Source organism: Streptomyces sp. NPDC048257 (genome assembly GCF_043201855.1).
Classification (GTDB): Bacteria; Actinomycetota; Actinomycetes; order Streptomycetales; family Streptomycetaceae; genus Streptomyces.
This window is the reverse complement of the sequence record NZ_JBICZI010000002.1, coordinates 503,175-517,808: the sequence shown is the minus strand read 5'-3', so window position 1 is coordinate 517,808 and position 14,634 is coordinate 503,175. Positions and strand designations below refer to the sequence as shown.

General features: G+C 72.2%; 14 protein-coding genes. 5 read left to right on the top strand and 9 right to left on the bottom strand.

The genetic code is table 11. The annotated features are described in order from the left end of the window. Positions 1–3 precede the first annotated feature (3 nt). A complete protein-coding gene (gene cobF, locus ACGFZK_RS06375) occupies positions 4–756 on the top strand; it encodes a precorrin-6A synthase (deacetylating) (protein WP_327738601.1) in 753 nt (250 codons plus the stop codon). On the opposite strand, the gene ACGFZK_RS06370 is transcribed toward cobF, so the two are convergent. Next, positions 743–1,987, bottom strand: a complete 1,245-nt coding sequence (locus ACGFZK_RS06370) for an aminotransferase class V-fold PLP-dependent enzyme (RefSeq protein WP_393847672.1) — start codon at positions 1,985–1,987, stop codon at positions 743–745. The genes cobF and ACGFZK_RS06370 overlap by 14 nt on opposite strands. Next, complete coding sequence (locus ACGFZK_RS06365; protein WP_393847671.1) at positions 1,984–2,931, bottom strand: LysR family transcriptional regulator; 948 nt, start codon at positions 2,929–2,931, stop codon at positions 1,984–1,986. The genes ACGFZK_RS06370 and ACGFZK_RS06365 overlap by 4 nt, the downstream gene beginning before the upstream one ends. A gap of 123 nt (positions 2,932–3,054) precedes the next feature. On the opposite strand from ACGFZK_RS06365, the gene ACGFZK_RS06360 reads away from it, so the two are divergent. Next, positions 3,055–3,399, top strand: a complete 345-nt coding sequence (locus ACGFZK_RS06360) for a YybH family protein (RefSeq protein WP_393847879.1) — start codon at positions 3,055–3,057, stop codon at positions 3,397–3,399. 12 nt (positions 3,400–3,411) lie between these two features. Here ACGFZK_RS06360 and ACGFZK_RS06355 read toward each other — a convergent pair whose 3' ends face one another. Further along, the gene (locus tag ACGFZK_RS06355; RefSeq protein ID WP_393847670.1) at positions 3,412–5,154 is read right to left on the bottom strand and encodes an endo-1,3-alpha-glucanase family glycosylhydrolase; all 1,743 of its coding nucleotides are present in this window, start codon (positions 5,152–5,154) and stop codon (positions 3,412–3,414) included. Positions 5,155–5,458: 304 nt separating this feature from the next. On the opposite strand from ACGFZK_RS06355, the gene ACGFZK_RS06350 reads away from it, so the two are divergent. Continuing rightward, positions 5,459–5,920, top strand: a complete 462-nt coding sequence (locus ACGFZK_RS06350; RefSeq protein WP_393847669.1) for a hypothetical protein — start codon at positions 5,459–5,461, stop codon at positions 5,918–5,920. Positions 5,921–6,081: 161 nt separating this feature from the next. Here ACGFZK_RS06350 and ACGFZK_RS06345 read toward each other — a convergent pair whose 3' ends face one another. The 6 genes from ACGFZK_RS06345 to ACGFZK_RS06320 all read right to left on the bottom strand — a co-directional run bounded on the left by ACGFZK_RS06345 (position 6,082) and on the right by ACGFZK_RS06320 (position 12,804). After that, the gene (locus tag ACGFZK_RS06345) at positions 6,082–8,301 is read right to left on the bottom strand and encodes an NADP-dependent isocitrate dehydrogenase (protein WP_393847668.1); all 2,220 of its coding nucleotides are present in this window, start codon (positions 8,299–8,301) and stop codon (positions 6,082–6,084) included. A gap of 222 nt (positions 8,302–8,523) precedes the next feature. Further along, entirely contained in the window at positions 8,524–8,877 is a 354-nt protein-coding gene (locus tag ACGFZK_RS06340; protein WP_393847667.1) for a DUF805 domain-containing protein, read from the bottom strand. Positions 8,878–9,289: 412 nt separating this feature from the next. Then, on the bottom strand, positions 9,290–10,105 hold the full coding sequence (locus tag ACGFZK_RS06335; protein ID WP_393847878.1) for a chitosanase: 816 nt from the start codon (positions 10,103–10,105) through the stop codon (positions 9,290–9,292). A gap of 131 nt (positions 10,106–10,236) precedes the next feature. Next, positions 10,237–11,319, bottom strand: coding sequence for a magnesium/cobalt transporter CorA (gene corA / locus ACGFZK_RS06330; RefSeq protein WP_393847666.1), 1,083 nt, complete (start codon positions 11,317–11,319; stop codon positions 10,237–10,239). A 128-nt stretch (positions 11,320–11,447) separates the two neighbouring features. Next, positions 11,448–11,840, bottom strand: coding sequence for a molybdopterin-binding protein (locus ACGFZK_RS06325; RefSeq protein WP_393847665.1), 393 nt, complete (start codon positions 11,838–11,840; stop codon positions 11,448–11,450). 10 nt (positions 11,841–11,850) lie between these two features. Continuing rightward, the gene (locus ACGFZK_RS06320) at positions 11,851–12,804 is read right to left on the bottom strand and encodes a LysR family transcriptional regulator ArgP (RefSeq protein WP_393847877.1); all 954 of its coding nucleotides are present in this window, start codon (positions 12,802–12,804) and stop codon (positions 11,851–11,853) included. 68 nt (positions 12,805–12,872) lie between these two features. On the opposite strand from ACGFZK_RS06320, the gene ACGFZK_RS06315 reads away from it, so the two are divergent. Next, on the top strand, positions 12,873–13,496 hold the full coding sequence (locus ACGFZK_RS06315) for a LysE/ArgO family amino acid transporter (protein ID WP_393847664.1): 624 nt from the start codon (positions 12,873–12,875) through the stop codon (positions 13,494–13,496). Positions 13,497–13,577: 81 nt separating this feature from the next. Next, positions 13,578–14,582, top strand: a complete 1,005-nt coding sequence (locus ACGFZK_RS06310; protein ID WP_393847663.1) for an NUDIX domain-containing protein — start codon at positions 13,578–13,580, stop codon at positions 14,580–14,582. Positions 14,583–14,634: the final 52 nt, after the last annotated feature.

Here is a 14,634-nt window from a genome sequence, read left to right as displayed (position 1 = left end):
CCGGTGAAGAAGTTCTCAGTGATCGGCATAGGCGCGGGCGACCCGGACCATCTGACCCTCCAGGCGGTCAGGGCGATCGGCGCGGCGGACGCATTCCTCATTCTGGAGAAGGGTGAGGAGAAGGCGGATCTGACCGGGCTGCGGCGGGCGATGCTCGACGCGCACGCCCGCCCCGGCCACCGGCTGGTGGAGGGCCGCGACCCGGACCGGGACCGGACGCCCGCCGACTACACCCCGACGGTGGACGGCTGGCGCAGTGCGCGGGCCGAGCTCTTCGAGCGCTTCATCGCGGAGGATCTGGCGGACGGCGAGACCGGGGCGTTCCTGGTCTGGGGCGACCCCTCCCTCTACGACTCCACGCTCGCGATCCTCGACGAGGTGCTGGAGCACGGCCGGGTGGCCTTCGAGCACGAGGTCGTGCCCGGTATCAGCAGCATCTCGGCGCTGCTGGCACGGCACCGGACCAATCTGAACCGGGTCGGACGTCCGGTCCAGATCACCACGGGCCGCCGGCTGGCCGCAGGCTGGCCGGACGACGTGGACGACGTGGTGGTGATGCTGGACGCGCGACACGCCTTCACCGCCCACCTGGACCAGGACCTCTTCATCTACTGGGGGGCCTACGTGGGCACCCCGGACGAGATCCTGGTCTCGGGCAAGCTCGCGGAGGTCGCCGGGCGGATCGAGGAGCTGCGCACCGAGGCCCGCGCCCGCAAGGGCTGGATCATGGACACGTACCTGCTCAGGCGCGGCTGAGGTAGGACGGGAGGACGGCGGCGAGGCGTTCGTACTCCTCGGGGCGGTTGTAGATCTGGCCGCAGACGCGGATGCCGCCGCCGCCCGGCCAGGGCCAGATCAGCACCCGGACGCCCTGCTCGGCCGCGATCCGCTCGCGCAGCTCGCGGGCCCGGTCCGGGGTGTCGGCGACGCCGGGCGGCAGCCGCAGGGTGCGCATGGCGAGGCCGTCGCCGTGCGGGAGCGGGGTGAGCCCGGGGAGCTCGGCGAGGAGGGCCGCGCCGTGGGCGGCCAGCGCGCTGTTGTGGGCCCGGACCTTGGCCGCGTCGAGGCGTTCGAGGAGGTCCAGCCCGTCGGGGGCGGCGAGCCAGCCGGTGTAGTCGGCGGTGGCGCGGTTCTCGACGGAACGCGGGAATCCGTGCTGGTCCTCCCAGGACGGTACGAGGGCCCGGATCCGGCGGCGGTGCTGCGGGGCGACGGCCAGGACGGCGCTGCCGGAGGGCGCGTAGCCCCACTTGTGGAGGTTGCCGAACCAGAAGTCGGCGCCACCTGCGAGGGGATCGGCGAGCATGCCCGGGGCGTGGGCGCCGTCGACGACGGTGGTGACCCCGCGTGCGCGCAGGTCGGCGAGGAGCCGGGGCGAGGCGATGATGCGGGCGGTGGGCGAGCTGACGTGGTCGAGTACGGCCACTCGCGTACGGGGTGTCAGCGCGGCCAGCACGGTCTCCCGTACGGCGTCCTCGTCGGGCAGCCGGGGGTCCAGGGAGACGGTGGTGACCGGGGCGCGGCGGGCGGCCGCCGCGACGACGGTGCCGTAGCCGTGGTCGGTGACCAGGATCTCGTCGCCGTCGGCGAGCGGGACGGCGTCCAGGGAGAGGTTGGCGCCCTCGGTGGCGTTGGCGATGAAGGCGATGCCGTCGGGGTCGGCGCCGAGGTGGGCGGCGATCCGGGTACGGGCCTCGGCGAGGCGGTCCGCGACGGCGATGAAGAAGGCGTCGGGGTCGGCGTGGGCCTGGGCGCGGAGTGCGGCCTGGGCCTCCTGGACGGGGACGGGGACCGCGCCGAAGGAGCCGTGGTTCAGGTGGGCGACGCGGGGGTCCAGGCAGAACAGGGCGGGCCCGCCGGGGAACTCGGCGGCGGACCCGGCGTCGGGAGCGGCCGCGGACCCGGCCGGGCGGTGGGCACCGGCGGGAGACTCGGCTTCGGCACCGGCGGGAGACTCGGCATCGGCGGGACGTGTCGGCTCGGTCACTGCTCCTCCGGGGATGCGGTGGGGCTGTCGTCCGGATCATCTCCCGCCGCCACGGTTGCCGGTAGACCGCCGCCGAAGGCCCGGCGCCCGTACGCGAGCAGCTCGCGCACGGCGGGACCGTGCGTGCCGCGCCAGACCAGGCAGAGCAGGGCGGGGATGTCGACGTCGTCGATGACGCGGGCGGTGAGCCGGTCGCGGTAGTTCTCGGCCATGGACGCGCTGAGGACGGCGACGCCCAGCCCGCGCGCGGCGAGGTCGGCCATGGCGTCCGCGGCCCCGGCCTGCAGGGTGATGGTGGGCCGGACGCGCTGTGCGGCGCAGGCCCGGTCGAAGACCGTGCGCAGGCCGGTGCCGGGGGGCATGCAGATGACGGGATGGCCGCCGAGGTCGCGCAGGGTGACGCGGCGCCGGTGGGCCAGGGGGTGGCCGGGCGGGACGGCGACGACGAGCCGCTCGCTGACGATCGTGAGGGCCTCCAGCCCGTCGGGGGCGGAGGTGGCGGTGCCGATGAGGGCCACGTCGACCGTGCCGGCGCGGACCTCCTGGACGAGCCGCTCGGAGTTGTCCTCCAGCAGGGCGATCTCCACGCCGGGATGGGCCCGGTGGAAGGCGGCGAGTGCGTCGAAGAGCGGGGTGACGGTGCAGCCGACGACCATGCCGACCGTGACCCGCCCCCGGACCACGCCGGCCACGTCCCCCACCGCCTGGCCGACCGCCTCGGCGGCGGCGAGCGCGGCGCGGGCGGGTGCGAGCGCGGCCGCTCCGGCGGCGGTGAGGGTGGCGGTGCGGGCCGAGCGGTCGAACAGCTCGGCGCCGAGCTCCCGTTCCAGCTGCCGGATCTGGGCGCTGACCCCGGACTGGCTGATGTGCACCCGCTCGGCCGCCCGGGTGAAGTTCTGCTCCTCGGCGACGGCGACGAAGTAGGCGAGCTGCCTCAGTTCCATGACCGGTGATTCTAGTTGCCAGAAGATCCATCTGTTGGACTTCTGGTCGCCGGGGGACCAGCCTGGAGGTACGAAGCACAGCGCAGGAAACGACCCGTGGAGGAAGTCGTGTACGAGAAGGCGATGCGGCCCGAGGACATCACCCGCCTGTTCGTCGAGCGTTCCAACGCCGGGGACGCGGCGGGCGTCGCCGCGCTCTACGAGGAGGACGCGGTGCTGGCGTACCCGGCCGGGGAGCGGACCGTGGGCCGCAAGGCGATCCAGGCCCTGTGGGAGCAGGTGCTGGCCCACCGCCCGGTCTTCGAGCCGGAGGAGCCGCTGCCGACGCTGGTCAGCGGGGACATCGCGCTCACCTCGACACCGCCGAAGGACGGTTCCGGCGCTCGCGCGCAGGTCGTCCGGCGCCAGTCCGACGGCAGCTGGCTGCGCTTGCTCGACCAGCCGGAATTCACCCCTCCGGCCGGCTGACCCGCCATCCGCCTAGGATTCCCGGCCGCTGGTCGCCGCGTAGTACTGGAGGTCCTGCACCTCCACCTTGTGGTCCACCCGGTACGGCAGGTCGACCCGCACCCCGGCCCTGCCGTCCCGGACGACCTGCGCCGAGCTGGTGCCCGCCTTCAGCGGCAGCAGCTGTGAGTGGATCCCGGCGGGGGCCTGGTGGCTGCTCTCGGCCGTTCCGACGCTCGTGCGGACGGCTCCGGGTCCGGTGAGGAAGCTCAGCACCTCCACCGTGTCCCGGGGTGGGGCGCTGCCCTTGCGGAGCGACATCACCAGCGACTGGTCACCCGTCGGGTCGGCGTGGGCGAACTGCGTGCGCGCGGAGAGGTAGAGGGTGTCGCGGACGATCTTCGGCCAGCTGCCCGTCTTGAACTTGGTCAGGTAGTACGAGGTCAGGTCCAGGTAGGCGTAGCCGTTGTGCAGGGAGGGTGCGAACTGGCTGCCCTCCGAGTAGTCGTTCCACGTGGTGAGCTGCACCCAGTCGGCGCCGTCCTCGATCGCGTGCGTCCACGTGGAGCGCAGGGTCGCGGTGTTGCCCGCCTCGTCGTAGATGCCCTGGTTGGGGCGCGCGTCCTGGACCGACACGGGCTGCATCCAGATCTTGCCCATGCCGTGGGCTCGCTGGACGTCGCGCGTGGAGCTCTCCTGGCCGACGTAGCTGCGGCTGCCCCACTCGGAGAACCCGTGGCTGATCGGGGCGAACTCGCCGCTGTGGGCGCCGAAGTCGAGGAAGAGCGGGACGAACGCGGTGCGGATGCCGTGCCGGGACTTGAGGAGGGCGATGACCTCGGTCCACCAGGCGACGCTCTTCTCCTCCGCCTTGAAGGGGGAGACCACGAGCCGGCCGTCGGGGAGCCGGTGCGCGGCGGAGGCGTCGGCGAGCGTGGCGATCGCTTCGGCGAGCACCGCGGGGTCGTCGGTCTTCAGGGAGGTCATGTCCGGCATCAGCATGATCTTGAAGCTCGGGTCCACCGAACGCGCCGCGGCCATCAGCAGGTTGGAGCGGTCCCAGTTCTTGCCGGAGAGGGAGAGAAGGTCGAGGGTGAAGCCGTCGATGCCGGCGGCGCGGGCCGTGCGCACCTCCTGCTGGAGGTTGGCGTACTCCCAGTCGCCGCTCTTCGGGGTCACGGGCAGCGGCCGGTCGCGCAGCAGGCCGCCGTACTTCCCGTGCTTGCCGCTCTCCCCGTCGGGGTCGAGGTAGTTGCGGGTGTAGTAGTCCCGGTCCGCGGCCGCGTTGTCGAGGGAGAGCGGGTACGGGGTGAAGTAGTGGGCGAAGACCAGCTTCCTGCCCGCTTCGCCGGAGCGCAGGGCGGCCGGCTGGGGCATCTCGAAGGGCAGCGCGCCGGTGGGGCGTTCGGCTCCGGTGTCCACCGTGCCCTTGGGGTTGCCCTTGGCGGCCGCCCCCTTGGTGGGCGCCGGCGGCTCGACGGGGGACGGGGCGGCCCCGTCGGCGGTGCCGGTCGGTCCGGTGGCGGGCGGGAGGAGACCACCGGGGGCCGAAGCCCCTTGTGCGGAGCGCCCGTCGAGGGGGTCCCAGGCGATTCCGGTGGCCGCGCAGACACCGACCAGGAAGAAGCCGGACAGTAGCAGGGCGAGCAGCGGCCTGCGGCCCCGGAAGGCCGGGCGGCGCCGGTGCGACACGGGCCGGGCGGCCGGGCCCCCGCGCTGTGCCCGCCGCGCCGCACGGTGCGCTGCTCGCCGGTCCGTTCCCCGGTCCGCTGTCATTCTGGCCCCTCCCGCGAATACGCCCCGAGTGGGGGCTGCACAGCAGTAGAGCCCAATACCGGCTTCCGGACAACCGTTCCCAGGAGCCGGGGTTCCGGTACGTACGTCACACGGCCGACGGGAACTACGCCGGCCGTCCGGCGGCTCGCACGAAGTCGCCACCTGGGCCGCAGCGAACCCGTTCTTCGGAATGCGACATTCCCCTAGCCTTACGGCGCAAGTGGCGCATAATCATCGTCACGCGGCTCGAAAAAACCCTCTCTTGCCGCACTTGGTCACGCATGCAATGGGGGGCATCGTGCCGATGAGGGAAACAGGGTCGCCCGGGACACTGCCGGCGACGTCCGCCGAGATGTCCCGGCTGCTCACCGCCGTCCGTCGGGGGCGCGTCCTGACCGTGGCCGGCGCGTTCCGCGAGCCGCGGAGCCGGCTGGTGCGGGAGATCGCGCGGCGGATCGCGTCCAACTTCTACGACGGGGTGGCCGTCGTGGCCATGGATCCGCACCACGGCGGCTACGGCGTCCGCGAGCTGGCGGCCGAGCTGGGCGGCGTACCCGGCATGCCCGCGCCGGCCTGCGGGACGGCGAACACGGCCTCGTGGCTGGCCGAACGCGACATGCTGCTCGTACTGGACGGCGCGGAGCAGCTCGGCCCGGACGCCCTGGCCTGGCTGCGGAACCTGCTGCCCGTGGCCCCGGGGCTGCGGATCCTCGCCGCCGGACGGTCCCCGCTGGCCTTCGAGCAGGAACGGATCCACCGGCTCTGACTCCCCAAGGAGCCGCACTCCCGGTCCCGTTGCCTGCGCGGCACACCGCCGCCATGGAGCCGCCACAACCTACCGTCTTCTCCCTCCTGGCCGGACGCGACGCGCCACCGCCCCGGCCGGGGTTTCCCGGTCGGGGCGGTGGCGATGGTGCGGGGGGGGGATCAGCCGAGCAGCGCGAGGGCCTTGTTCAGGGTCGCGGACGGGCGCATGATCGCCTCCGCCTTCGTGGCGTCGGGCTGGTAGTAGCCGCCGATCTCGGCCGGGGAGCCCTGGACCGCGATGAGCTCGCGGACGATGGACTCCTCGGACTCGCCGAGGGTCTTGGCGACCGGCTCGAAGGCCGCCGCCAGCTTCGGGTCGTCGATCTGGCGCGACAGCTCCTGCGCCCAGTACAGGGCGAGGTAGAAGTGGCTGCCGCGGTTGTCGATGCCACCCAGCTTGCGGCTCGGCGACTTGTCCTCGTTGAGGAAGGTGCCGGTCGCGCGGTCCAGCGTGTCGGCCAGCACCTGGGCGCGGGCGTTGCCGGTGGTGGTCGCGAGGTGCTCGAAGCTGGCCGCCAGAGCGAAGAACTCGCCCAGGCTGTCCCAGCGCAGGTAGTTCTCCTTGACCAGCTGCTGGACGTGCTTCGGGGCGGAGCCGCCGGCGCCCGTCTCGAAGAGGCCGCCGCCGTTCATCAGCGGCACGACCGACAGCATCTTGGCGCTGGTGCCCAGCTCCAGGATGGGGAAGAGGTCGGTCAGGTAGTCACGCAGCACGTTGCCGGTCACCGAGATGGTGTCCTCGCCGCGGCGGATGCGCTCCAGGGAGTAGGCGGTGGCCTCGACCGGGGAGAGGATCTTGATGGTCAGGCCCTCGGTGTCGTGCTCGGCGAGGTACGTCTTGACCTTGGCGATCAGCTGAGCGTCGTGCGCGCGGTTCTCGTCCAGCCAGAAGACGGCCGGGACGCCGGTGGCGCGGGCGCGGGTGACGGCGAGCTTGACCCAGTCCTGGATCGGCAGGTCCTTGGTCTGGCAGGCGCGGAAGATGTCACCGGCGGCGACCTCCTGCTCCAGGACCGTGGTGCCCGCGGCGTCGACCAGGCGGACGGTGCCCGCGGTGGCGATCTCGAAGGTCTTGTCGTGGCTGCCGTACTCCTCGGCCTTCTGCGCCATGAGACCGACGTTCGGGACCGAGCCCATGGTGGACGGGTCGAAGGCGCCGTGGGCGCGGCAGTCGTCGACGACGACCTGGTAGACGCCGGCGTAGCTGCTGTCCGGGAGCACGGCGAGGGTGTCGGCCTCGGCGCCGTCCGGGCCCCACATGTGGCCGGAGGTGCGGATCATGGCCGGCATCGAGGCGTCGACGATGACGTCGGACGGCACGTGCAGGTTGGTGATGCCCTTGTCGGAGTCGACCATCGCGAGGGCCGGGCCCTCGGCGATCTCGGCGTCGACGGAAGCCTTGATCGCGTCGCCGTCGGGCAGTGCGCCCAGGCCGTTCAGGATCGCGCCGAGACCGTCGTTGGGCGACAGGCCGGCGGCGGCCAGGGTCGCGCCGTAGCGGGCGAAGGTCTTGGGGAGGAAGGCGCGGACCACGTGGCCGAAGATGATCGGGTCGGAGACCTTCATCATCGTGGCCTTGAGGTGCACGGAGAACAGCACGCCCTCGGCCTTGGCACGCTCGATCTGGTCGTTGAGGAAGGTGCGCAGCGCGTCGACGTGCAGGACGGACGCGTCCACGACCTCACCCGCGAGGACCGGTACGGACTCGCGCAGCACGGTGGTGGCACCGTCGGCGGCGACGTGCTCGATGCGCAGGGTGCCGGGCTCGGCGATGACGGTGGACTTCTCGGTGGAGCGGAAGTCGTTCGCGCCCATGGTGGCGACGTTCGTCTTCGACTCGGGGACCCAGGCGCCCATGCGGTGCGGGTGCGTCTTGGCGTAGTTCTTGACCGAGGCGGGGGCGCGGCGGTCGGAGTTGCCCTCGCGCAGGACCGGGTTGACGGCGCTGCCCTTGACCTTGTCGTAGCGGGCGCGGATGTCGCGCTCCTCGTCGGTCTTCGGGTCGTCCGGGTAGTCCGGGAGGGCGTAGCCCTGGCCCTGGAGCTCGGCCACCGCGGCCTTGAGCTGCGGGATCGAGGCCGAGATGTTCGGAAGCTTGATGATGTTGGCTTCCGGGGTCTTCGCCAGTTCGCCGAGCTCGGCGAGGGCGTCGGCGATCCGCTGGCTCTCCTGGAGGTACTCCGGGAAGACGGCGATGATCCGACCGGCCAGGGAGATGTCACGGGTCTCGACATTCACACCGGCCGTCGACGCGTATGCCTGGATCACAGGCAGGAAGGAATACGTCGCGAGGGCCGGGGCCTCGTCAGTGTGCGTGTAGATGATGGTCGAGTCAGTCACCGGATGCTCCGCTCCACAGTCTGCGTCTCTCGTCTGCAACATTGCTCGACATCAAGATATCTCGTGATCGGGCCGGTCTGGACAGCCCCCGGCCGCCAGTCCGGGAGACGCATGTCACGCGGGCCCCGGCGGGCCCCGGAAATGGCGAAAGCGCCGCCCCCGGCTGTTCCCGGCCGGGGCGGCGCTCAGGCGTTCGGGCCTGGATCAGGCCCGTACGTCGCATCAGGCGGCGAGGACCTTGGGGTCCGGGCCGTACTGGTTCGGCTGCGGCTGACCGGCGGTGGCGGTCAGGACGAGCAGCCAGATGCCACCGATGAACGGAACGAAGGCGATGAAGTACCAGGCGCCGGACTTGCCGAGGTCGTGCAGACGACGGACGGTGACCGCCAGGGTCGGAACCAGGGTGCCGAGGAGGTACAGGCCCACGATGATCGAGTTGGCGCCGATGACGGCGTCCAGGATCGCCAGGACGATGACGATGGCCACCTGGAAGAGGGTGAACATCCAGTACTCCTGGCGGCGCGCGCGGCCGGAGAACACGGCGTACTTCTTCAGGACATCGGTGTAGTGGTTCATGAGGGTCCCCCCAGAGGACGGTTGGTTCGGCCCGTCCTGCTGGAGCAAGCCGGGGCAGAACTTATGCCCCCTTTACGGCGCGGTCAAGCCAGTTCACAAGCCACCAGAATGGGAACTTTCCTTCGCTTCTCCGGCCAAACATGCCGGTACCTCTCATCACTTGGAACCCGCGGATCGCCTTTGACCACAAGGCGTGACGAAATGGGCCGTGTTCAGGAGAGACGGAAGTCCTGCTTTGGGGCGCGCGACCGCGTTCGGGCGACGAAAAGCCCTCAATGTCCGGGGTGTTCGTGGGCCTGCCCTGCGGGAGGTGGCCCGATCGACTCACAGATCGTTACCTCACTGCAGCCTGGGCCTCCGCGACCGGGGACAGAAGGGGGGATCCAGCCCCCGGCCGCGGCGGCCCGACGCGTCAGCCGATGTGGAACGAGTCCCCGTAGACCTTCCAGTCGAGGGGCGTTTCGAGGTTCAGATTGCCCTTCTTGAGGAAGACCCGCTGTGCGGTGTCGACCCGGCTGGTGTCACTGTGCGCCTCCTCCTGCTTCATCGCCCAGACCCGGGCGTCGAGGAAGGCGTTGAGGTAGGCGGTCTCGTTGCCGCCCTGGGACGGGGGCTTGGCCTTGGACAGGGCGCGCTTGCGGATGGTGCGGAAGCTCGTGGAGTCGCTGCCGTCGCCGTGCATGACGATGGCGTCGTAGTAGATGAACTGGCCCAGCACGCCGACCCCGTCGGCCTTGCCCTGGTTCACCGACGGGTTGAAGTAGACCCGGTCGCGCTCCCGGTCCTGGGCCTTCCTGAACTCGGCGTCCTGGGCCGCCTTCGCCCAGTCCCCGGTGAAGTTCGGATCGAGGCCGGCGTGCGAGTCGCTGCCGTCGACCTTGCGCAGTGCGGGGAGGTACTTGGCGAGGACGTTGCCCGGCTTGACCTGGGTGTAGTACTCGACCAGGTCGAGCATGTCGCCGGTGCCGGAGCAGAATCCGATGATGCCGGCCGTGTAGCCCCGGCCGTCGTCTATGTCCTCTATGTACTTGTACTGCGCCTTCCAGTCCAGCGAGGAGTTCTCCGCGCTGGAGACGATCTTCATGGCGATCTCCTTCTTCGCCGGATCGTCGAGCCCCGCGGCCGCCGCCGCCACGGTCTCCGCCGTGGGGGCGGGGGCTGCGGTGGCATGGGCGGCGACGGGGACGGCGAGCAGCGCACTGCCGAGCAGCGCTCCGATCGCCAGCATCTTGCGGTGGGGGGTGAACACAAGGCCTCCATGGGGTGGTTGAGGCGTCCCGGCTTCGTTAGGAAACTTTACTACCAGATCTGACGGCAGCTCAAGACCCCGTGCGCACCCAAGGGAAGGGTCGCGTCCGGTCAGAGCCAGCCGTTGCGGCGGAAGCCGCGGTGGATGACGAAGCAGGCGAGCGCCATCACGCCGACGACCAGCGGGTAGCCGTAGGTCCAGTGCAGTTCGGGCATGTGGTCGAAGTTCATGCCGTACACCCCGCAGACCATGGTCGGGACGGCGACGATCGCCGCCCATGCCGTGATCTTGCGCATGTCCTCGTTCTGGGCGACGGTCACCTGCGCCAGGTGGGCCTGCAGGATGGAGTCGAGGAGGTTGTCGTAGGCGCTGATCTGCTCCGTGGCCCGGGTCAGATGGTCGGCCACGTTCCTGAAGTACGCGCGGATCTCCGGCGGGATGACCGGTATCGGCTGCGTGGCCAGCTGCTGGAGCGGGCGGCCCAGCGGAGCCACCGCCCGCCGGAGCTCGAGGAGTTCGCGCTTGAGCTGGTAGATCCGCCCGGCGTCGCCGCGGCCGCCGTCCTCGCTGAACACCGCGGTCTCGACGGCGTCGATGTCGTTCTGCACCGCGTCCGTGACGGCCACGTAGTCGTCGACCACATGGTCGGCCATGGCGTGCAGAACGGCCGCCGGGCCGTTCGCCAGTTGGTCCGGGGCGGCCTCCAGCTCCTCGCGGACCGGGCCGAGCGTGCCGCGGCCGCCGTGCCGGATGGTGATGATGAAGTCCTGGCCGGTGAAGGCCATCAGTTCGCCGGTCTCCACCACCTCGCTGGTCGCGGTCAACTCCTCGTGCTCCACGTAGCGCACGGTCTTGAAGACCGAGAACAGCGTGTCGTCGTAACGCTCCACCTTGGGACGCTGGTGCGCGTTCACGGCGTCCTCGACGGCAAGGGGGTGCAGACCGAACAGCTCGGCCAGCCCGGCCAGCTCCGACCTCGCCGGCTCGTGCAGGCCGATCCAGACGAAGCCGTCACCCGTCTTGCGGACCCGGCGCAGCGCCTCCTCGACCTCGGCGCAGTCGTCCTGCCGTACGCCCTCGCGGTAGACCACGCAGTTGACGACCGCACTGCCGAGCGGGGAGCGGGCCGGGTGGCTGAGGTCGACGGCCCGCCGGTAGCTGCGCCGCACGACCCGGCGCAGATTGCTGAACATGGACACGGCGTACTCCCCTTCGGCGGATCAGCGGCCAGTCTGCCATCGCCGCCCGACCGCCTCCGCCCGGGCTCACCGCCACCGGCCTGCACGGTCTCCGACCGGACCGGGGGACGCCGGAGCGCGCCTCAGACCCGGTCGATGAAGACGCTGGTCGACTTCACCCGCGCCGTGGCCCGCGCGCCGACCTCCAGCCCCAGCTCCTCCACCGCCTCCCGGGTCAGCAGCGACACGATGCGGTGCGGCCCGGCCTGGATCTCCACCTGTGCGTCGACCGTGCCCAGCTTCACCCCGGTGACGATGCCGGGGAAGGCGTTGCGGGCCGAGGTGTGCGCGGCCTCCTCGCCCTCGGCGCCCTCCTGCGCGGCCTCGACGCAGAACGCCGCCAGGTCGGGGCCGTCCACCATCCGCCGCGTGCCCTCCCGGTGGGTGGGGAACCGTTCGGCATCGGCCCAGCGCCGGGCCGTGTCGACGCTGACGCCGAGCAGCCGCGCCGCCTGGCCGATGGTGTAGGACTCCATGGTCCGCAGCTTAGGCCGTCTCTTGCGGATCTTGCCGGGCCTCGGGGGTGCCCCGTGGGCCGGGCCGGGTCCGGAGCGACTCCCGGGCGGCCGCCGCGATCACTTCCGCGACCATGGACAGGGCGGGCGAGTCCAGCTTCCACTGCTGCCAGTACAGGGGCACGTCCAGCGGTCTCAGCGGCTCCAGCAGCACCAGCTCCCCCGTCCGCACCAGCGGGCGCGACTGCTGCTCCGGCACCAGCCCCCACCCCAGCCCCGCGACCACCGCGTCACGGAATCCCTCCGACGTCGGGATGTAGTGCCGTACGGGCCCCGCCCCGGCGCTCCGCTCCCCCGTCAGCGCACGTACGTAGGCGTCCTGGAGGTCGTCCTTCCGGTCGAACACGATCGTCGGCGCCGACCGCAGGTCCCGCGCCGGCTCCCCCGTCAGGTAGCGGGCCGCGAACGCGGGACTCGCCGTGGGCAGGTACCGGGCCAGGCCCAGCATCCGTACGCTGCACCCGGCCACCGGGTCGGGCGAGGAGGTCACCGCCGCCATCACCTGCCCCTCCCGCAGCAGCGCCGTCGTGTGCGACTCGTCCTCGCGGTGGAGCTCGATGCAGATCGGCGGATCCTGCGGCACGCGCGTCAGCGCCGGCAGGAACCAGGTGGCGAGGGAGTCCGCGTTCACCGCGATCGGCAGCCGCACCGGGCCGATCCCCTCGGCCATCCCCAGCTCGGCGCGCGCATCGCGCTCGAGCCGGGCCAGCTGCCGGGCGAAGCGGACCACCACCTCACCCGATTCGGTCGGCCGTACCGGCTTCGTCCGCATCAGCAGCACCCGCCCCGTGCGCTGCTCCAGCGCCTTGACCCGTTGGCTGACCGCGGAGGGGGTCACGTGCAGGGCGGCCGCCGCCGCGTCGAAGGTGCCCTCGTCCACTACGGCGAGCAGCGTGCGTACCTGGTCCAGCGGAAGCTCGTCCATCACGAGCGCTAATGGTACGTAAAAATCTTTAGCTGTACTGAACCGATCTCGCTGCCTACGGTCGGAGCATGAACTACGGCATCGTCACCGCGGCCCTCGCCGGCTTCGGCACCGGACTCTCCCTCATCGTCGCCATCGGGGCGCAGAACGCCTTCGTCCTGCGCCAGGGAGCGCGCCGTCACGCGGTCCTCGCCGTGGTCGCCATCTGCGCCGTCTCCGACGCGCTCCTCATCGCCCTCGGCGTCGCGGGCGTCGGCGCCTTCGTCACCGCCTGGCCCGCCGCCCTGACCGTGGTCGGGCTCGCCGGGGGCGGGTTCCTGATCTGCTACGGAGTCCTCGCCGCCCGCCGGGTGCTGCGGCCGGCCGCGGGCGCCGCCCTCACCACGGAGGGGGCGACGACCGGGTCCGCCCGCCGGGCCGTGCTGACCTGCCTGGCGATGACCTGGCTCAACCCGCACGTCTACCTGGACACGGTGCTGCTGCTCGGCTCCCTCGCCGCCGACCGCGGCGACCTGCGCTGGGCCTTCGGCATCGGGGCCGGGCTGGCCAGCCTGACCTGGTTCGCCGGTCTGGGCTACGGAGCCCGGCTGCTCAGCGGCCTCCTGGCCCGCCCCGCCGCCTGGCGCGTCATGGACGGGCTGGTCGCTGCGACCATGGTCACCATGGGCGGCCTGCTGCTGGCCCGCGCCTGAGTCCCGCATGTCCGCGCCGGACCGTCCCCCGCGGCCCGGCATAGTGCTCGTGCCGACGACCCGACCTCCAGGAGCCCGCCCGTGCCCGACCGTCCCTCCCCGCTCGTGACCGCCACCGGGGTCGTGCTCGACACGCGCGGGCGGGTCCTCGTCCTGACCCCCTCGGACCGGGCGGATCCGGAGCTTCCGGGCGGCCCGGTCGGGGCGACCGAGACCCCTGGTGAGGGGCTGGCCCGCGCGCTGAGGGAGCAGCTGAACCTCGCCCCGCCGGTGGGCCGGCTGCTGGCGGTGGACTCCCGGCCGGCCGGGCGGCCCGGCCCGCCCGGTCGCGCCCTGATCGTGCACGTCCACCACGTCGGCCCGCTCCCGCCGCAGGACGCCGCGGCGATCGACTTCCCCGACAATGCGGTCTCCGGGGCGCGCTGGCTCCGGCCGGACGAGGCCTGCGCGGCCCTGCCCGCCCCGGTCGCACCCCGGCTGCGCGCCGCCCTCGCCGCCCTGCACACCGGCTCCTTCGCCCACCTCGTCGACGGTGTGCCCCAGCCGGGCTCCCCGGCCGGTCTGGACCCGGCCCGGCGCCTCGCGCTGGAACACTCGGGCGCCCTCGACCCCGCCAGCCACCGGGCCAGCCGCCCCAAGGCCGTGACCGCGGCGAGCGTGCTGTTCACCGCCGCCGACGGCCGGATCCTGCTGGTCCAGCCCGCGTACGGCAGGTCCGACCGCTGGAACCTGCCCGGCGGCGGCATCGACAGCGACCTCGGCGAGATCCCGCGCGCCGCCGCCCGGCGGGAGGTCCACGAGGAACTCGGCCTCGACCTCGCCCCGGGCCGGCTGCTCGCCGTGAACTGGGCCCACAAGCCCGGCCGTCCGGCCCGCATCCGCTTCCTCTACGACGGCGGCGTCCTCGCCGCCCCCGTCCTCGCCCGGATCCGGCTGGACCCGACCGAGCTGCTCCAGTGGCGCACCGTCACCCCGGCGGAGCTCCCCGGCCTGGTCAAACCCTCCCTGCGGCGCCAGATCACCGCCTGCCTCACCGCCCGCGCCACGGGTGCCGGGCCGCTGGAACTCCACGCCGGCCGCCCCTGACCGGCGGGCCCGGGGCCGCCGCCGTGCCGGGCCGCGGCGGCGGGGTTAGCGT